Origin of the sequence: Kitasatospora sp. NPDC058218 (assembly GCF_042882445.1) — a bacterium.
Classification (GTDB): Bacteria; Actinomycetota; Actinomycetes; order Streptomycetales; family Streptomycetaceae; genus Kitasatospora.
Genome location: NZ_JBHVWC010000054.1, coordinates 57,506 through 75,134, shown reverse-complemented (window position 1 = coordinate 75,134; position 17,629 = coordinate 57,506). Strand labels below are relative to the sequence as shown.

General features: G+C 74.6%; 15 protein-coding genes. 11 read left to right on the top strand and 4 right to left on the bottom strand.

Features of this window, described 5'->3' with window-relative positions; translation table 11 throughout:
* The first annotated feature begins 283 nt into the window (after positions 1–283).
* The 9 genes from ACFVYI_RS30060 (at position 284) to ACFVYI_RS30020 (ending at position 11,777) form a co-directional block, all read left to right on the top strand.
* On the top strand, positions 284–1,696 hold the full coding sequence (locus tag ACFVYI_RS30060) for a sensor histidine kinase (protein WP_387891431.1): 1,413 nt from the start codon (positions 284–286) through the stop codon (positions 1,694–1,696).
* Positions 1,648–2,313, top strand: coding sequence for a response regulator transcription factor (locus ACFVYI_RS30055; protein ID WP_360639314.1), 666 nt, complete (start codon positions 1,648–1,650; stop codon positions 2,311–2,313). The genes ACFVYI_RS30060 and ACFVYI_RS30055 overlap by 49 nt, the downstream gene beginning before the upstream one ends.
* Positions 2,314–2,524: 211 nt before the next feature.
* Positions 2,525–4,099 carry a DUF2637 domain-containing protein gene (locus ACFVYI_RS30050; protein WP_387891428.1) on the top strand — a complete coding sequence of 525 codons (1,575 nt, stop codon included), beginning with the start codon at positions 2,525–2,527 and terminating at the stop codon, positions 4,097–4,099.
* A gap of 132 nt (positions 4,100–4,231) precedes the next feature.
* Positions 4,232–5,521 carry a DUF6986 family protein gene (locus ACFVYI_RS30045; protein ID WP_387891426.1) on the top strand — a complete coding sequence of 430 codons (1,290 nt, stop codon included), beginning with the start codon at positions 4,232–4,234 and terminating at the stop codon, positions 5,519–5,521.
* Positions 5,522–5,648: 127 nt separating this feature from the next.
* Positions 5,649–6,305 carry a YigZ family protein gene (locus tag ACFVYI_RS30040; protein WP_387891424.1) on the top strand — a complete coding sequence of 219 codons (657 nt, stop codon included), beginning with the start codon at positions 5,649–5,651 and terminating at the stop codon, positions 6,303–6,305.
* A gap of 223 nt (positions 6,306–6,528) precedes the next feature.
* Positions 6,529–6,843 (top strand): cupin domain-containing protein, encoded by a 315-nt coding sequence (locus tag ACFVYI_RS30035; protein WP_387891423.1) that lies wholly within the window; start codon positions 6,529–6,531, stop codon positions 6,841–6,843.
* Positions 6,844–7,115: 272 nt separating this feature from the next.
* Positions 7,116–8,819 (top strand): hypothetical protein, encoded by a 1,704-nt coding sequence (locus tag ACFVYI_RS30030; RefSeq protein ID WP_387891421.1) that lies wholly within the window; start codon positions 7,116–7,118, stop codon positions 8,817–8,819.
* Between the two features lie 113 nt (positions 8,820–8,932).
* The gene (locus ACFVYI_RS30025; RefSeq protein WP_387891420.1) at positions 8,933–10,690 is read left to right on the top strand and encodes a restriction endonuclease; all 1,758 of its coding nucleotides are present in this window, start codon (positions 8,933–8,935) and stop codon (positions 10,688–10,690) included.
* A gap of 331 nt (positions 10,691–11,021) precedes the next feature.
* Positions 11,022–11,777 (top strand): ZIP family metal transporter, encoded by a 756-nt coding sequence (locus tag ACFVYI_RS30020; protein ID WP_387891439.1) that lies wholly within the window; start codon positions 11,022–11,024, stop codon positions 11,775–11,777.
* Between the two features lie 12 nt (positions 11,778–11,789).
* Here ACFVYI_RS30020 and ACFVYI_RS30015 read toward each other — a convergent pair whose 3' ends face one another.
* A complete protein-coding gene (locus tag ACFVYI_RS30015; protein ID WP_387891418.1) occupies positions 11,790–12,746 on the bottom strand; it encodes a LysR family transcriptional regulator in 957 nt (318 codons plus the stop codon).
* A 106-nt stretch (positions 12,747–12,852) separates the two neighbouring features.
* Here ACFVYI_RS30015 and ACFVYI_RS30010 point away from each other — a divergent pair, with 106 nt between their 5' ends.
* Positions 12,853–13,794 carry an EamA family transporter gene (locus ACFVYI_RS30010; protein ID WP_387891437.1) on the top strand — a complete coding sequence of 314 codons (942 nt, stop codon included), beginning with the start codon at positions 12,853–12,855 and terminating at the stop codon, positions 13,792–13,794.
* Here the strand turns inward: ACFVYI_RS30010 and ACFVYI_RS30005 are convergent.
* On the bottom strand, positions 13,685–14,353 hold the full coding sequence (locus tag ACFVYI_RS30005; protein WP_387891416.1) for a MarR family winged helix-turn-helix transcriptional regulator: 669 nt from the start codon (positions 14,351–14,353) through the stop codon (positions 13,685–13,687). The two genes, ACFVYI_RS30010 and ACFVYI_RS30005, sit on opposite strands and share 110 nt — an antisense overlap.
* A gap of 179 nt (positions 14,354–14,532) precedes the next feature.
* On the opposite strand from ACFVYI_RS30005, the gene ACFVYI_RS30000 reads away from it, so the two are divergent.
* Positions 14,533–14,868: a DUF2218 domain-containing protein gene (locus ACFVYI_RS30000; RefSeq protein ID WP_387891414.1), complete on the top strand. Its 336-nt coding sequence runs from the start codon at positions 14,533–14,535 to the stop codon at positions 14,866–14,868.
* 43 nt (positions 14,869–14,911) lie between these two features.
* Here ACFVYI_RS30000 and ACFVYI_RS29995 read toward each other — a convergent pair whose 3' ends face one another.
* Both ACFVYI_RS29995 and gabT read right to left on the bottom strand, forming a co-directional pair.
* A complete protein-coding gene (locus tag ACFVYI_RS29995; RefSeq protein WP_387891412.1) occupies positions 14,912–15,571 on the bottom strand; it encodes a phosphatase PAP2 family protein in 660 nt (219 codons plus the stop codon).
* A 478-nt stretch (positions 15,572–16,049) separates the two neighbouring features.
* Positions 16,050–17,405 carry a 4-aminobutyrate--2-oxoglutarate transaminase gene (gene gabT / locus ACFVYI_RS29990; protein WP_387891410.1) on the bottom strand — a complete coding sequence of 452 codons (1,356 nt, stop codon included), beginning with the start codon at positions 17,403–17,405 and terminating at the stop codon, positions 16,050–16,052.
* Positions 17,406–17,629: the final 224 nt, after the last annotated feature.

The window sequence follows — 17,629 nt, the reverse complement described above, 5'->3', positions numbered from 1 at the left end:
AGGGGGGACCCTGTGGGAGAGTAGGACGCCGCCGAACAATCATTGTGAAGAACCCCCACCCGATTCCGGGTGGGGGTTCTTTGCGTTTCCGGGGCATTCGCTCCGGAACCCGGTCTCCAAGGGCCCGCCTCGGTAGCCCGACCGGTGCGGAAGGGATGGCGGAGGGGATATCCGGAGGTGGTGCTAGGTCCACCTCGGAATCGGGGTGGGACGGCCAGTGCCGCGTGGATGCGATCCGGCGACACTGGAACAACGACGATCGGTACCGGCCTCAGGAGCATCCGTGACAGCAGCGAGTCGAACGAGCGGCGCGGGCGTGCGCGCCCAGACCGAGGCCGCCTTCACGGCGGGCGGCCGGGGCCTGGTCCGGCTGGCGCTGCTGGTGCTCGGGGCGACGCCGACCGTGGCCCTGCCGCTCCTGGCGGCGTTCTTCGCCGGCGGGTCGGTCGCCTCGATGCTGGAGCCCTACTACCTGGCCACCCCGCTCGCGCTGGTCGCGGCAGCCGTCGCGGGTTCGTCCGTCGCCGGCCTGCTGGTGCGCCGCACCGCGAACCGGACGCGTGGCCAGCTCGTCCGCTGGACGAACGGGATCCGGCTGCCGGTCGAGTACACCCCCCGTCCGGTGCTGGAGCGGGACGAGCGCGGTCACTGGTGGACGGGGTACTCGTACCACCGGTCCCACGCCGTCGCGAGGCTCGCCCAGCTGCTGCACTGGGCGGCCCGGGACCCGGCCACCCGGTCGGAGATCGCCTGGTTGGTGACCAGCCCGGTGGCGGCAGGCGTGCTGGCCCTTCCGGTGGCCGGTCTGCTGCTGGGTGGGGCGGGCTACGCGGTGACCGCGCCGGTGGACTACCGGACGTACGGGCCGATCGATCCGGGTGGTGCCTCTCCGCTGGTCTCGGTGGCCCTCGGACTGCTGCTGATGGGACTCGGCGTGCTGCTGGCGCCGTACGCCGTGCGCGGGTACCTGGAGCTCGCCCGGCGGGTGCTGGACCAGGACGGCCGGGCCTCCCACGCCCAGCTGACCAAGCGGGTGGCGGAGCTGACCGAGACCCGGGCGGACGCGGTCGGCGACCAGGCGGCCGAACTGCGCCGGATCGAGCGGGACCTGCACGACGGCGCCCAGGCACGGCTGGTCGCGATCGGAATGACCCTCGGCACGATCGAGCACCTGATGGAGACCGACCCGGTGGCCGCCCGCGAGCTCCTCTCCGAGGCCAGGCAGTCCTCGGCCCGGGCGCTCCAGGAGCTCCGCGACCTCGTCCGCGGCATTCACCCACCGGTCCTCGCCGAGCGTGGACTGGGCGACGCGGTCCGGGCGTTGGCGCTGGACAGCGCGCTGCCGACCGAGGTGTGCGTGAGCCTTCCGGACCGTCCGCCGGCGCCGGTGGAGGCGGCCGTCTACTTCAGCATCTGCGAGCTGATGGCCAATGCCGCCAAGCACTCGCGTGCGGAGCAGGTCTGGGTGGACATCCTGTACCGGGCCGGCACCCTGCGGGTCACGGTGACGGACGACGGTGTCGGCGTGGCGGATCCCACCCGAGGCACCGGCCTGCGCGGGATCGAGCGGCGATTGGGTACCTTCGACGGTGTCCTCGCCATCGACAGCACGTCGGGCGGTCCGACCACCATCACCTTGGAGCTGCCGTGCGAGTTGTCCTCGCCGAGGACCTCTACCTCCTTCGCGAAGGCCTGATCCGGCTGCTGGAAGCCCATGGCTTCACCATCGCGGCGGCGGTCGAGACCGGCCCGGAACTGCTGGACGCGCTGCTGACGCACCGTCCGGACGTCGCCGTGGTCGACGTCCGGCTGCCGCCGACGCTCACCGACGAGGGCCTGCAGGCCGCGCTCCAGGCCCGCCGGGAGATCCCGGGCCTGCCGGTACTGGTCCTCTCGCAGCACGTGCAGCAGCTGTACGCGCGGGAGCTGCTGGCGGACGGCACCGGTGGCGTCGGCTACCTGCTGAAGGACCGGGTGTTCAACGCCGACCAGTTCATCGACGCGGTCCGCCGGGTGGCGGCCGGCGGTACGGCGATGGACCCGGACGTGATCGCGAAGCTGATGCAGAGCACCTCCCGCCGCCCCGGAGCGCTCCAGCGGCTCTCGCCCCGCGAGCGGGAGGTGCTGGAGCTGATGGCCGAGGGCTGCTCCAACTCGGCGATCGCGGCCCGGCTGGTGGTGAGCGACGGTGCGGTGGCGAAGCACATCGCCAACATCTTCACCAAGCTCGACCTCGCCCCCGCGGACGACGCCAACCGCCGGGTGCAGGCCGTGCTCGCCTATCTCAACGGGACGTCGGAGCGGACGTCCTGACACACCGCCCGGTCGGTCGGCGGCCGCCCCGCGCCCGGCGGATGCCGCGGGCAGTGACACCCTGGGCTGCGAGGACGCTGAAACAGCTGTACGAGTAAACTCCGGTGGGCCGAGCCCGGAGGCCGCTCAGTCGTCCGGCGCCCCGACAACGGGCAACCGGCCGCCGAGGCAGCGTACGGCCGCAGCCGATACCCAGGGGTTGATAGACGTTATGGCACGCCCTCCTCTCACCAAGGCCCACCGGAGCCTGCTCGGCCTGGTCGCCGCCGGGGCCTGCCTGATCTCGGGCATCGGTTTCGCGGGTTCGTACAACGCGGTGCGGGAGCTGGCGTCCGAGAAGGGCTTCGGCGCCTTCTCCTACGCCTTCCCGATCGGTGTCGACGCGGGCATCGTCGTGCTGCTCGCACTGGACCTCGTCCTGACCTGGCTCCGCATACCCTTCCCGCTGCTGCGGCAGACCGCCTGGCTGCTGACCGTCGCCACCATCGCGTTCAACGCGGCGGCCTCCTGGGGCGACCCGCTCGGGATGGGCATGCACGCGGTCATCCCGGTGCTCTTCGTGGTCGTGGTCGAGGCCTCCCGGCACGCCGTCGGCCGGATCGCCGCCATCACGGCGGACCGGCACATGGAGTCCGTCCGGCTGATGCGCTGGCTGCTGTCCCCGGTGCCGACCTTCCGGCTCTGGCGGCGGATGAAGCTCTGGGAGCTGCGCTCCTACGACGAGGTCGTCCGGCTGGAGCAGAACCGGCTCGTCTACCGGGCGCAGCTGCGTTTCCGGTACGGCCGCGGCTGGCGCCGCTCCGCGCCGATCCAGGCGCTGCTGCCGTTGAAGCTGGCCAAGTACGGGGTGCCGCTGGATCCGGCGGTGCTGGACCGGCTGGACGAGGAGTCCCGCGAGGCCGCCGAGTTGCGGGAGAGCCGGACGCCGGCTGCCGCCATCCCCTCGACCGCGGCCGGCGGCACCCGGCCGCAGCAGTTGCCGCAGCCGCACTCCCAGCAGCCGTCGCAGCCGTCGCAACCCGAGCCGTCGCAACCCGAGCCGTCGCAGCCCCGGCCGTCGCAGTCCTCGCAGCCCCGGTCCGAGGCGACCGCGCCCGCCGTGGCGCCGGTGCCCGCCGAGGTGGCCGCGCCGATGCTCGCCAAGCTCGCCGCGGTGCGACTTCGGGCCTCCCAGGAGCCGGCCGGGGAGGAGGAGCAGGCTCCGCCGCAGCCCCGGGAGGAGCTGAACGTCTGGACCGAGCGTCCGGTGCGGACCACGGGACCCCAGGGGGACAGCTCCCCGGGCGGCCGGGTGCCGGGCCAGGCCTCGCCGTGGTTCAAGCCGCCGCGGCCCTCCGCCCCCGAATCCGGCCCGCAGCCGGGGGCTCGGCCGGCAGCCCGTCCCGTCGTGCAGGCCGCGCCGCAGGCCGGTCCGGACGAGGCAGGCTACGCGGACTTCCCGCCGGAGCCCGGTCACGCCCAGGAGGTCGAGTACGCCGACGAGGCCGAGTACCCGCAGGAGGAGGGCTTCGCCCCGGCGGCGGACGTCGCGCAGGACCCCGGCCGCCAGGACGACTCCGCTCCGCGTCCGGTGCCGTCGCGGCTCGACCCCGAGCTCTGCTACGAGGCGCTGGTCAGCTACATCGACACCAACCAGCACCAGCCCGACCCGCAGCGCCTGGCCGACTGGCTGACCAAGGAGTACGGCGTGGCCGGCACCCGGCCGGACGGTTCGGTGCACCCCAAGGACGTCGCCGAGCTCTTCCCCGAGCTGCGCGACCGCTACACCGCCGCCGGGAGGGACTGACCCGCCGACCCGCCCGGGAGCCGCCCCCGCCCGCCCGTCCACCGCTCGGTCGGCCATTGACGCCCGACCCCGGCGGGGTTACCTTCGCCTCAACAAACTGTTGAAGCGCTGGTTCGGCACGGAGGAGTACGGATGTCGCAGGTCGAGGTGGACGGTACCGGGCCGGTGGGCGGAGCCTCGTTCTCCGAAGCGGCCCGTGCCGCCGTGGACGCACTGCTCGCGCCGGTCGACGCCGACCTGGCCCGCCGCTACCCGGGCGACTCCGGCAGCCGTCAGCCGGTGCACACCGTCTACGTCCCGGCCGACGTCTTCGGCGCCGACACCGTCCGCGACTGGGGCCGCCAGGCGCTGGAGGCCTTCGACACGCACGCCGCCACCCCGGCCGCCCTGGCCGGTGCGCTCTCCGTGGCGGACGACGCGCTGCTCGCCGACGTGCACGCCCGGGTCCGCGCCAAGCTGGAGCGGGAGCCGATCGAGGACCTCCGGATCGACTTCGAGGACGGCTACGGTCCCCGGCCCGACGCCGAGGAGGACGCGGCCGCGGTCCGGGCCGCCGAGCTGATCGCGGCCGCGGTGGCGGACGGCAGCGCCCCGCCGTACGTCGGCATCCGGATCAAGTGCATGGAGGCGGCCGTCCGCGACCGCGGCATCCGCACCCTGGAGTTGTTCCTGGCCACCCTGCTGGCCGCCGGGGGCCTGCCCGAGGGGCTGGTGCTGACGCTGCCCAAGGTGACCTACGCCGAGCAGGTCACCGCGCTGGTCCGACTGCTGGCGGACTTCGAGCGCTCGGCCGGGCTGCCGGTCGGCCGGATCGGCTTCGAGATCCAGATCGAGACCACCCAGGCCATCCTCGGCCCCGACGGCCGGGCCACCGTCGCGCGGATGATCGAGGCCGCCGAGGGGCGGGCCACCGGTCTGCACTACGGGACCTTCGACTACAGCGCCTCCTGCGGGGTCAGCGCCGCCCACCAGAGCATGGACCACCCGGCCGCCGACCACGCGAAGGCGGTGATGCAGGTGGCCGCCGCCGGTACCGGCGTCCGGCTCTCCGACGGCTCCACCAACGTCATCCCGACCGGTTCCACCGAGCAGGTGCACGCGGCCTGGAAGCTCCACCACGACCTGGTCCGCCGCTCGCTGGCCCGTGCGTACTACCAGGGCTGGGACATGCACCCGGCGCACCTGCCGACCCGCTACGTCGCCGTCTACTCCTTCTACCGCGAGGGCCTGGCGGCCGCCGCCGCCCGGCTGGCGGCGTACGTCGCCAAGGCCGGCGGCGACGTGATGGACGAGCCCGCGACCGCCCGGGCGCTCAGCGGCTACGTGCTGCGCGGGCTGGACTGCGGTGCGGTCGACCTCGCCGAGGTCGTCGAGCTCACCGGCCTGGACCGCGCCCGGCTGGACGCGCTGGCCGGCCGCTGACCCGCACCGGTCGGCCACCGGCCGGCCGCCCGGTCGCTCCGGTGGGCAACTAGGCTGGCGGTACCGCCCCGAACCACGTCGGGCGGTGCCGCCGGCCTTCGTCGACTCCCGGGAGAACCGCCGCACCATGTCCGCCACGCCGGAGCCGACTCCCAGGCAGTACCTGACCATCCGGCACGCGGGCAGCCACGAGACCGAGATCAAGAAGTCCCGCTTCATCTGCCACCTCGCCCGGGTCACCGACGAGGACGAGGCGCAGGCGTTCATCGCGGGCATCCGCAAGCAGTACTGGGACGCGCGGCACAACTGCACCGCCTTCGTGGTCGGCGACGAGCAGCGGCGCGAGCGCTCCAGCGACGACGGGGAGCCCGGCGGCACGGCCGGCGTACCGATGCTGGAGGTGCTGCGCCGACGCGGGCTCACCGACACGGTGGCCGTGGTGACCAGGTACTTCGGCGGGATCAAGCTCGGCGCCGGAGGCCTGGTCCGGGCCTACGGGAACGCGGTGTCGGCGGCGGTGGACGAGGTCGGGCTGCTGGAGCGGCGGCCGGTGGCGCTGCTCGCGGTCGCGGCGGACCACACCCGGGCCGGGCGGGTCGAGAACGACCTGCGGGCGGCCGGGTACACGGTGAGCGACCTGGCGTACGAGGCGGCCGGGGTGCGGATCGAGGTCGGGGTGCCGGAGCCCGAGGTGGCGCGGTTCCACACCTGGCTGGCGGAGGCGACCGGCGGTACCGCGGTGGCGGTGGCGGCGGGCCGGACGTACGTCGAGGTGCCGGTCTGAGCGGGGCGTCCGCTCCGCCGGTCCGGGCGGACGCCCCGGTGACGGGCCGCGGGCTCGCGGGATCGCGGGGCCGCACGATCGAGGGCCGCGGGGGCGGAGGGTGGCCGGGCCGAGCGGCCCGAGGGTTCCGGACAGACTTTCGGACAGATCGGGTCGGGCCGGTTTCCGGCCCTGTCGCACCTGCCTAGCCTGGGCGGATCGCCGACCAGGAGGCCGAGCCGAGATGCCCGTCGTCCAGACCATCACCCTGCCCCCGGGCGCCAGTACCGGCTGGCACTACCACCCGGGCCGGGTCGACGTGGTGGTGCTGTCCGGGACGCTGACCCGGATCCTGCACGACGGCCGGGTCGAGGTCAGCCGTGCGGGCGACTCGCTGGTCGAGGAGGCGGGGCCGGTCCACGTCCACGTCGGCCGCAACCACGGGACCGTCCCCGTGGTGCTGATCGCCGGCTACGACATCCCGGAGGGCTGCCCGCTGGCGGTGCCGGTCGCGGAGCCGGAGTGGAGCCGCAGCGGCGCCGAGCCCGCCGAGGGCTGAGCCCGGCCGCAGCAGATGCCGGCCCGGTCCGTCGGGCGGCTTGAGCAGATTCACTCGAACGTATTGACGTGGCCCGGAGTTGGAACTTCCGCTCCGGGCCGTGGCGTTTCCTGGGCAAGGATCCGGGAGAACCGGACGAACACACCCCCATCGATGGAGGACGACAGACCCCACCACCGCACCACGGAGGTATGCGCATGACCTCAGACCGTTCTTCGTCGCCCGCCCGCGCCGGTCTGCCCGGCCCCAGGGGCCCTGCGACGCCCTATCGGATGACCGTCACCACCGCGCTCCCGCACGCCGACGCGGTGGCCCTGGCCGACGAGCGCCTCGCCGCCTGGCTGAAGCACGAGGGCTGCGAGGAGCCCCCGCCGACCGCCCACCGGCCCGTCGCCGCCGAGGCCGCCGAAATCCCCGTCGAGCGCCTGCGCCTGGGCGGCCGGGTCCTGCTCGACCGCGACGGCGGTCCACTGCGCGGCGGCCCCGGCGCCGGGCGCTACGACCGCCGCCGGCTGCGCACCCCGGCCCCGCACGGCACCCACCAGCTGACGCTGACCACGGCGACCGGGGCCGAGGGCCGCACCTGGGTCCGGCTGGAGGCCGAGACGCACACCACCGGCAGCGGGGTGCGGACACCGTGCCGGGTGCCGGTGCCCGAACTCGCCTGCAGCCTGCTGCCGCTGCTCGACGCCGCCGACGGGCCGGCCGCCGTCCAGCTGGCGCCGCGGGTGCTGACCGCCGCCGAGGTCGACGGCCTCATCGACGAACTCTGCGATCCGGAGCGCCGGCTGCCCACCGTGGTGGCCAGCGTCCCGGTCAACCACGCCCTCGACGCCTGGGTGGAGGACGTCGTCCGTCCGCTCTGCCGGCAACTGCCCGGCCTCGCCACCGTCTACGTGCTGGATCCGGGCGCCCGCACCGAGTTCAACGTCGCGCTGGAGTACCACACCGTGTACGGCGGGGCGGTGCGCACCTATCTGCCCGAGGTCGATCCGGCCTCCCGGCAGGACGGCGCCCGGCACCCGGTGCTGGCCCGCCACCGGATCGAGGAGGACCTCCGCCGGGCGGCCGGGCTGCTGGCCCGCGAACCGCGCCGGCTCGCCGCCGAGCAGCCGCTGCCCCCGCCGTTGGCCGCCGTCCCGGTGTTGCGGGTGCCCGCGCCCGGGGTCCGCGCGGGCAGCGGGCCGGACGACGCCCCCGCCCGGGCGGCGCTCGCCCACGAGGAGCAGCAGGACCACGCCGAGCAGCAGGCCAGGGCCGACGAGCTGGAGCGGGTGCGGCACAGCCTGCGCCGGGAGCGCCGCCAGGGCCGCCGGCTGCCGCTGCCGGGCGACGAGCCGTCCGGTGGGCCGGCCGCCGGGCTGCGCCGCGGCGTTCAGCCCCGGGGGCTGGCCGGTCGGCTCTGCATCGGCCCCGGTGGCGCGATGGGTCGGCGTTCCGCCGCGTCGGGGCCGTCCGGCCGCCCGGTTGCACCGGGTCTTCCGGTGGCCCCGGGCACTTTCACCGAACTGATGGCCAGGTTGGGCGAGTTCCCCCTGCTCACCTTCACCGGCGACCAGAAGAGCGCGCTCGCCCTGGACGACCTGCGGTGCGCCGGGGCGGGCTGGGCCCGGCTCACCTGGGACGGCCTGACGGCTCTTCAGGAGTACGCCGAGGCCGCGGTGCGCGGCGAGGCGGGCGGTGACTTCAAGCAGTGGTGCGAGCACACCCCGGCCGGCTGCCACCGCTTCCCGCCCCGCAAGGCGGTGCGCGGGGAGTCGCGGACGGTCTTCAGCCACACCAAGTGGAAACGCGAGCGGATGCTGCCGGTGCCGGAGTGCGTGGACGTCTCCCGGCGGGCGTTCATGGGCGCGCACCTGCGGATCGGCGGCGGGCGCACGGCTCCCCGGCTCCACTACCTCGACGACTGTTCCGGCAGTGGCCGGATCTATGTCGGCTACATCGGCCTGCACCTGACCAACACCCGGACCAACTGAGAGGCTTGGCTGACCGGTGCACCCGTTCGGTGGACAATGTCCGGCAGGGGCGGTCTGCGGGCTCGCCGGCCGCCCCGGGCAGGCGCCGGACGAGCATGGGGGAACGACGACCGATGCAGTACTCAGCAGACGGCCAGCCCGAGGGCACTGTCATGGCCCCCCAACCCGGCTTCCTGGCCTCGGTCTTCCGCGACCTCGGCGTCACCGGACCGGACGGATCGAACGGACCTGAGGGATCGTCCGGGCCCGATGGACCGTCCGGGCCCGGCGGGTCACCCGGTTCGTCGGACCAGGCGAGTCCGGCGACCGAGGGCCCGGGAGGTTCACGTGACCAGGGAGGTCAAGGTCGGGGAGGGCAGGGTGGTCAAGGGGGCCAGGGCCGCCCGAGCGGTGAGGACGGTGCGGACGAGTCGGTCGCCGCGCACGCCCGGGCCGCCGCGCTGACCCACCACCGCACGGTCACCGTCCGGGCCGAGCACGACCGGCTGGCCGACCTGCTGCGGCGGGCCGCGCTGCCCGTCTCGGCCATGGACTTCGAGAGCCAGCTCCGGCACTACGAGCCCAGGCCCTACCAGGCCGACGGCCCGGGTGGTGGCGACGCCGTTGACGCCGAACCGCGCTGGGCGGACTACGCCCCCGCCGAGCCGGCCGGCGCCGCCCCCGACGAGCCACCGACCCGGCGACTGCTGGACTCCGGCTTCCAGCGCGAGCTGGCCCGGGCCCGGCTCACCCACCAGCGCGCCCTTCGGGAGTGGCGCACCCGGCACGCCGAGGCCGGACGCCCGGCCGAGGACGAGTCGCGGCGGGTCCACGAGGAGGCCGAGCAGGCCAGGGCCCGCGCGGTCCGCGAGTACAACGAGACCCTGGAGGAGTGCCGGCGGGCGTACCGGCTGGCCGAGCCGGCCGCCGTCGAGTCCCTGCTGGAGCGGGCGCTGGCCGCCGCGGAGACGGCCACCCAGGACCTGCCCGCGCCCTGCCGGGCCGTCTTCCGCCCGCTCACCCGCACCGCCGTGCTCGACCTCGACCTGCCGGCCCCCGACCTGGTGCCCTCGCTGGCCGGCTACCGGCTCGCCCCGGACGGCGAGATCCTCCCGGTGCCGCGCCCGCCCGCCGAGCGGGCCACCGACTACCTGCGGCTGGTCGCCCGGCTGGCGTTGCGCGCGCTGCAGGCCGCCGATGCCGTCGACACCGACGAGATACTGGCCGGCGTCGTGCTGAACGGCTGGCTCCGCGAGCCCGACGGGGCGGAGCCGCTCTGCCTGGTGAGCGTGGACGCCGACCGCGACGCCCTCGCCCGGACCAGGCTGCTGCCGGCGGCCGCCCCCTACGAGGACCACGACGGCGAGGGCGTCTACGCGGACGCCGAACAGGACGAGGCACTGGTCCGGCTGCGCCAGCTCGGTGCCGCCGTGACCCCCGACCCCTACGCCGGGGCGGGCGTCGAACCGGCCGCCCTGGCGGGCGCGACCGTGCCGTCCGCGCCGGACCTCTCGGCCAACGAGTTCGCCCAGCTGGTCCGTGAGCTGCTCACCCGCGGCGGGCTGGAACAGTGGAGCGTGCGACTGCGCGGCCCGGCGGGCCTGGTCGCCACCGGGGAGGGGGCGGCGGGGAGCGCGCTGCCCGGGCGCTGGGTGGTCTGGGCCTCCCGCGGTGCCGGGCCGGTGGGCGAGGAGGAGATCAGGACGCTGGCGGAGGCCGTCCGCGAGGAGTCCGCCGAGCGCGGTCTGCGGCTGACCACCGGCCGGTTCACCGACGAGGCGCTCGACCTCACCGGTGGGGACGGCCATCAGCACATCCATCTGGTCGACGGCGACGGCGTGCGCGAGCTCGCCCGCACCCACCTCGGGTTGCCGCTCGCCTCCGGGCACTGAGCGGCGACCCGCCGGTTCGCGAGCGGAGTCACCCGTGGTGCCGTGAGGCGCGCCGAGCAGGCGGGCCCTGCCCGGCCGGTGCGGCTCACCCTCACGGCCCGCCCGGCGGGCGGCGCCCCGGACACCGGGCAAGGCTGGGGGCGCGGGCGCGGGGGTGACCGGGCCCGGCCGGACGGTGGAGCCCGACGGCGGCCGTCCGGGGCCGGCGGTTGGCCGGCCCCGGGGAGGCACGGCCCGCCCGGGACGCGGGGGAGGCAGGAGCGATGGGCACGGTGTCCGGTACGGGGGAGGTGCGGTGACCGCGATCCTGGTCGCCGCCGGAGCGTTCCTGATGACGCTGATCGGCGGCTACGTCGCCCAGCGCACCGGTGACCGCCGCCATCTGGTGCTCGGCTTCGCCGCCGGGCTGATGCTCGGCGTGGTGGCCTTCGACCTGCTGCCGGAGGCGCTGCACCAGGCCCCCGAGGAGATCCACGGCGTGCCGCAGGCGCTGCTGATGTTCGCGGCCGGGTTCCTGGCGATCCACGTCGTCGAGCGGGCGGTCGCCATCCACCGCGGCCACGAGGGCGAGTACGCGGCGCACACCCACGGCCACCAGCACGCCCACACCCATGGGCCCGTCCACCCGCCGGCCACCGACGGGGGACCGGCGCCCGGGATCGGCCTGACCGCCGCACTGGCCCTGGTCGGCCACAGCGTGATGGACGGCTTCGCGATCGGCGCGGCCTTCCAGGCCGGCACCACGGTCGGGACGGTGGTCGCCGTCGCCGTCGTGGCACACGACTTCGCCGACGGCTTCAACACGTACACGATCACCCGGCTGTACGGGAACGACCGCCGACGGGCGCTGACCCTGCTGGCGGCCGATGCGCTGGCACCGGTGACTGGCGCCGCGATCACCCTGCTGTTCACCATCCCCGAGCAGCTGCTCGGCCTCTACCTCGGGTTCTTCGCCGGGTTCCTGCTCTACCTGGCGACCTCGGACATCCTCCCCGAGGCGCACAGCCCGCACCCCTCGCGGGCCACCCTGCTCTGCACCATCCTCGGGGTGGGCTTCATGTGGCTGGTGATCGGGTTCGCCGGCTGAACGGGCCGCCGCTCACCCGGCGAGCCCGGTGCGCCCGGGCCCGCCGAGGTCGCTGTGCGCGCCGGGCCCGCCGAGAGCCGCCCACCGGTCCTGCATCGCGGCCAGCGCCTCGGTGATCGCCGGCCGCCGGGAGGCCTGGGCACGCCAGAGCGCGAACACCCGCCGGGCGGGCTCCGGCACGACCGGTCGGGCGACCACCTCCGGCGGCAGGGCGCCCCGGCCGAGCCGCGGCACCAGACCGATCCCCAGCCCCGCCGCGATCAGCGCGATCTGGGTCTCGAACTCGCCGACCTGATAGTGCACGTCGGGCTCCTCGCCGGCCTCGCGCAGCGTGCGGACCAGCCAGTCGTGGCAGATGTTGCCGGGCGGCACGCTGATCCAGCGCTGCCCGCGGAGCCGCCCCACCGGGACCACGGCCGACCCGGCCAGCGGGTGTGCGGCGGGCAGCAGCAGATCCACCGGATCCGGGCCGAAGTCCAGCCGGGCCAGGCCGTCCTGGACCGGCAGCGGCACCGTCGGCCAGTCCTGGACCAGCGCCAGGTCCACCTCACCGCGGGCCACCAGCTCGGCCGCCGGGTACGGGTCGCTCTCCAGCAGCCGGACGTCCAGGTCGGGGCAGCGCTCGCGCAGGTCGGCGAGGGCGCCCGGCATCAGCCCGCGCGCACCGGTGGCGAAGGCGGCCACCAGCAGCCGTCCGACCGCCCGGCCGCGCTGCTCCTCCAGCCGCACCTCGGCCTGCTCCACCAGCCCCAGCACCGCCTGCGCGGTGACGGCCAGCTCGCGCGCGGCGTCGGTCAGCACCACGCCCCGGCCCTGACGCTCCAGCAGCACCGTCCGGGTCTCGCGCTCCAGCTTGGCGATCTGCTGCGAGACCGCCGACGGGGTGAACCCGAGCGAGGCGGCCGCCCCGCCGACCGAACCGTGCACGGCCACCGCGTGCAGCGCCCGCAGGCGCCCCAGATCCATCATGCAGCAATGCTAAAGCCTGCAGTTCAGAAATCATCGCTGGTGCTAAACGGTGAAGGGCGGCCATTCTCGACCCATGACCGCAACACCGGCCGCGTCCGGCGGCAGCATGAGGCCGCGTCACATCGCCCTGGCCGTCCTGGTCGCCGCCGTCTGGGGCCTCAACTTCGTCCTGATCCACGTCGGCCTGGAGAACTTCCCGCCGCTGCTCTTCTGCGCCCTGCGCTTCGCGGTGGTCGCCGTCCCGGCGGTCTTCTTCGTCGGCCCGCCGCGAGTCGCGTGGCGGTGGGTCCTCGCGGTCGGCCTGGTGCTCGGGGTGGTCAAGTTCGGACTGCTCTTCCTCGGCATGCACGCCGGGATGCCGGCCGGGCTCTCCTCGCTGGTCCTGCAGGGCCAGGCGGTCTTCACCGCGCTGTTCGCCGCGGTCCTGCTGCGCGAGCGGCCCGGCCCGCAGCGCCTGGCCGGCCTCGGGATCGCCCTCGCCGGCATCGGAGTGAGCGCCGTCGACCGCGGCCTCGACGGCCCGGTCGGAGCCTTCGCCCTGGTCGTCCTCGCCGCCGTCGCCTGGGGGCTGTCCAACGTGCTGACCCGCAGGGCCGCCCCGCCGGACGCACTGCGCTGGATGGTCTGGGTCAGCGCCGTGCCGCCACTGCCGCTGCTCGGGCTGTCGCTGCTGGTCGAGGGCCCGGCCGCCGACCTGCGGGCGCTGCGCGACCTCACCCCGGCCGGCCTGGGAGCGATCGGGTACGTCGGACTGGTCTCCACCCTGTTCGGCTTCGTCGCCTGGAGCTTCCTGCTGCGCACCTACGACGCCACCGCGGTCGCGCCCTACTCCCTGCTGGTGCCGGTGTTCGGGATGTCCTCCGCCTGGCTGCTGCTCGGCGAGCGGGTCGGCCCGGTGGCCGGCTGTGCGGCGCTGCTGGTGATCGCCGGGATCGGGGTCACCGCGCTGCCCCCGGGGGCGCTGTCCGGCGCGGCGGCGTGGTGGCCGCGTACGCGGTCTCGGCGGAGCGCAGCGCTCGCAGCAGGACGTCCTGGTCGGCCGGGTTGATCGGACCGAAGTACTCCTGCGCCACCTCGTAGCGGACCTGCCCGATCCGCTCCACCGCCGACCGGCCGGCCGCGGTCAGCACGATCCGTACGGCGCGCCGGTCGGCCGGGTCCGGGGTGCGCTCGACCAGGCCCGCCTCCTCCAGCGCGTCCACCACAGTGGTGGCCGAGCGGGGGGCGATGTGCAGCCGCTCCGCCAGGTCGCCCAGGCGCATCGCCCGGTCCGGCAGCTCGCAGCCGGGTGCGTGCGCGAGGGTGCGCAGGGCGCGGCCCTGGCCGGGAGTGATGCCGTAGGGCTCCAGCCGTTCGCTGGTGCGGCGCCGGATCCGCTTGATCGCCCTGGTCATCGCGTCGGCGAGCTCGGCGGCGGTGTCCTGGGCGGCGCTGTCGTCCGGGGCGGCGCTGGTGCTGCCCGGGGTGGTGCTGTCCTCCGGGGGGGCGCTGTTCGTGGCGGTGCCTTCCGGGCTTTCCGCGGTGGTGTCGTCGTGGACGGTGCCGTCCCGGGTGCTGTCGGGGCCGGTGGAGGAGCTCGCCGCGTCGTCGGTCGGCGTGGTGGTCATGGGGGGCTCTCCTCGGCAGATGTTCGACCAAGGGTATCGGCCGTCCCGGGGGCGGGAGCAGGGCATGACCGGCTGCCGGGCGCGGCTCCGAAAAGTTGTTGAGTCTGGCTCACTATCTGGGTTAACGTGGCATCGAGTGAGGGCACCCTAAGTTCCCTCCCCCGATCCCTGGAGGGCCCGTGTCCCGTTCCGAAGCCCGTGTCGCGACCGACCGGTCCGCCCGCTACGCCAAGCAGCTCGCCGCCCACATGGGGCGCAAGATCGAGACCCACTGGTCGGAGGAGACCGGTCGCGGCACCCTGACCTTCGGCCGGGGCACCGCCACGCTGGAGGCCATGCCCGACGCCCTGCTGCTCGCCGTCGAGGGCGAGGCCGAGAACCTGCCGGGCCTGGAGGACGTGGTCGGCCGCCACCTGGTCCGCTTCGGCGCCCGCGACGAACTGGTCGTGGCCTGGCAGCGCGACAGCGGCGAGCCCGGCCTCGTCCAGCGCAACGACGAGCCCGCCGAGGGCTGACCCTGCCCGGCATCGCCCGCCCCCCGGATCGATCGCACGGCACCTAGGAGTCGCGGTCCTTCCGGGGCACCGGGAGGCGGGCGAGCACCCAGAGCACCAACCCGCCGAGGCACCAGCTGGCCACCACGTCCAGCAGCCAGTGGTAGTCGCTCCACACCAGCCCGAGGCCGACGCCGGCCGCGAGCAGGACGGCGGCCACCTGCAGTCGGCGCCGGGCGCGGGTGCCGACGGTGCGGGCCAGCAGCAGCGCGGCCACCCCGTAGGAGAGGGTCGCGGTCGCCGTGTGGCCGGACGGGTACCAGCCCCACTGGTCCGGTGCCAGGGGTACCCCGAACGGCCCCGGCCGGGCGAACCAGGCCTTCGCCGGGACGACCAGCAGCGGGATCAGCCCCGCCGTCAGCACCGCCATCACCGCCGGCAGCCACGGGCGCGGCACCCCGGCCCGGCGGGACCGCCAGGCCGCCAGCGCCCCGGCGACCAGCAGCACCGGGATCGCCGGGACGGAGCTGCCGAGGTCCGACAGGGCCTTGCCGAGATGGTTGAGCAGGGTGCTGTGCAGCTCGTGCCGGGTTTCGCGGACGGCATGCCGGGCCCGGCGGTCCAGGCCGAGCAGCGGTCCGTCGACGGCCACCTGCCAGGAGATCAGCACCAGCACGGTGGCCAGCGCCACCGGCACGGCCGCCGAACCGGCCAGGCCCGCCAACCGGTTCGGAACGCGAAGTGGCCGCCCCGGAGCAGGGGGGAGAGCTCCGGGGCGGCTCTGATGATCGCCGTTCCGCGCGCCCCGGGGGGTATGGGTCGGACGGTCGGTCGATCGGCCTTCGGTGTGCGCCGCCCCTTCCGGGGCGGCCTGGTTGTCCTCGCGGACGCCCTGCGGTTCCGCCGGTGGGGGCGGTGCCGCGGACGGATCCGCCAATGGCTGGGGCTCGCTGTCCATCTGTCATGACACTACGTCAACGGCCGAGCTGCACCGAGGAGCTTCAGCGATTCAGCACAGCATCTTCACTGCCCGGCGGGGCGGCGCCGGAGTCGCCCCGCACATCAGGACGAACCGCCCGTACAGACCGAACGGCCCGTGAGGACGAGGAGTCCCCACGGGCCGTTCAGCGCTGTCCGGACATCCCTCCGGCGGGTCGGAACCACCCGGTCACGGGTGTGCGGCCCGGTCGGGCGCCGCAGGCTCAGACGGTGGCGAAGGCGTTCTCCAGGATGTCCAGGCCCTCGTTCAGCAGGTGCTCCGGGATGACCAGCGGCGGCAGGAAGCGCAGCACGTTGCCGTAGGTGCCGGCGGTCAGGACCACCAGGCCCTCGGCGTGGCACGCCTTGGCGATGGCCGCGGTGGCCTCCGCGTTCGGCTCCTTGCCGCCCGGCTTCACCAGCTCCACGGCGATCATGGCGCCGCGGCCGCGGACCTCGCCGATCCGCACCGAGTCGCTGTCCGCGAACTTCTCCTGCAGGGCGCTCAGGCGACCCAGCATGATCTCGCCGATCCGCTGCGCCTTGCCGTTGAGGTCCTGCTCCTTCATGGTCTCGATGGAGCCCAGCGCGGCGGCGCAGGCCACCGGGTTGCCGCCGTAGGTGCCGCCCAGGCCGCCGGCGTGCGCGGCGTCCATGATCTCGGCGCGGCCGGTCACCGCGGCCAGCGGCAGACCGCCGGCGATGCCCTTCGCGGTGGTGATCAGGTCCGGGACGATGCCCTCGTCGTCACAGGCGAACCACTGGCCGGTACGGCAGAAACCGGTCTGGATCTCGTCGGCCACGAAGACGATGCCGTTGGCCTTGGCGTACTCCACGATCGCCGGCAGGAAGCCCTTGGCCGGCTCGATGAAGCCGCCCTCGCCCTGGATCGGCTCGATGATGATCGCGGCGACGTTCTCGGCGCCGATCTGCTTGTTGATGATGTCGATCGCCTGGGCGGCGGCCTCGGCGGCGCAGTTCTCCGCACCGGTCAGCCAGCGGTACGGGTAGGCCACCGGCACCCGGTGGATCTCCGGGGCGAACGGGCCGAAGCCCTGCTTGTACGGCATGTTCTTCGCCGTCAGGCCCATGGTGAGGTTGGTGCGGCCGTGGTAGCCGTGGTCGAACACCACGACGGCGGTGCGCTTGGTGTAGGCGCGGGCGATCTTCACCGCGTTCTCGACCGCCTCGGCGCCCGAGTTGAACAGCGCGGTGCGCTTGTCGTGGTCGCCCGGGGTCAGCTCGTTCAGCTGCTCGGCCACGGCCACGTAACCCTCGTACGGGGTGACCATGAAGCAGGTGTGGGTGAAGGCGGCCAGCTGCTCGGTCGCCTTGGCCACCACGGCCTCGGCGCTGTTGCCGACGTTGGTCACGGCGATGCCGGAGCCGAAGTCGATCAGCGAGTTGCCGTCCACGTCCTCCAGCACGCCGCCGTTGGCACGGGACACGTACACCGGCAGGGTGGTGCCGACGCCGGCCGCCACCGCACCCAGCTTGCGGGCCTGCAGCTCCTGCGACTTCGGACCGGGGATCGCGGTGACCAGGCGGCGCTCCTGCGGGAGCGGCGTTGCGGCGCTCATGGGTTTTCTCCAGACTTCTCGGCTCGGTGCTTCGCAGGCTACGGCGGCCCTCCCCGGCCGGGCATGCGCCACTCGGTAGCACTGGGCCGTCCGACTTGTCCGAGGCGGCCAGCGCAGGTAGTGCGACTACCGGCAGCCCTCGCTCCACTACATTGAGCGCGGGCGTGTCGCCGGTGCGGCGGCATGGGTATGGCGGGACCGACGACGGTCGGGCCGGGCGGGCG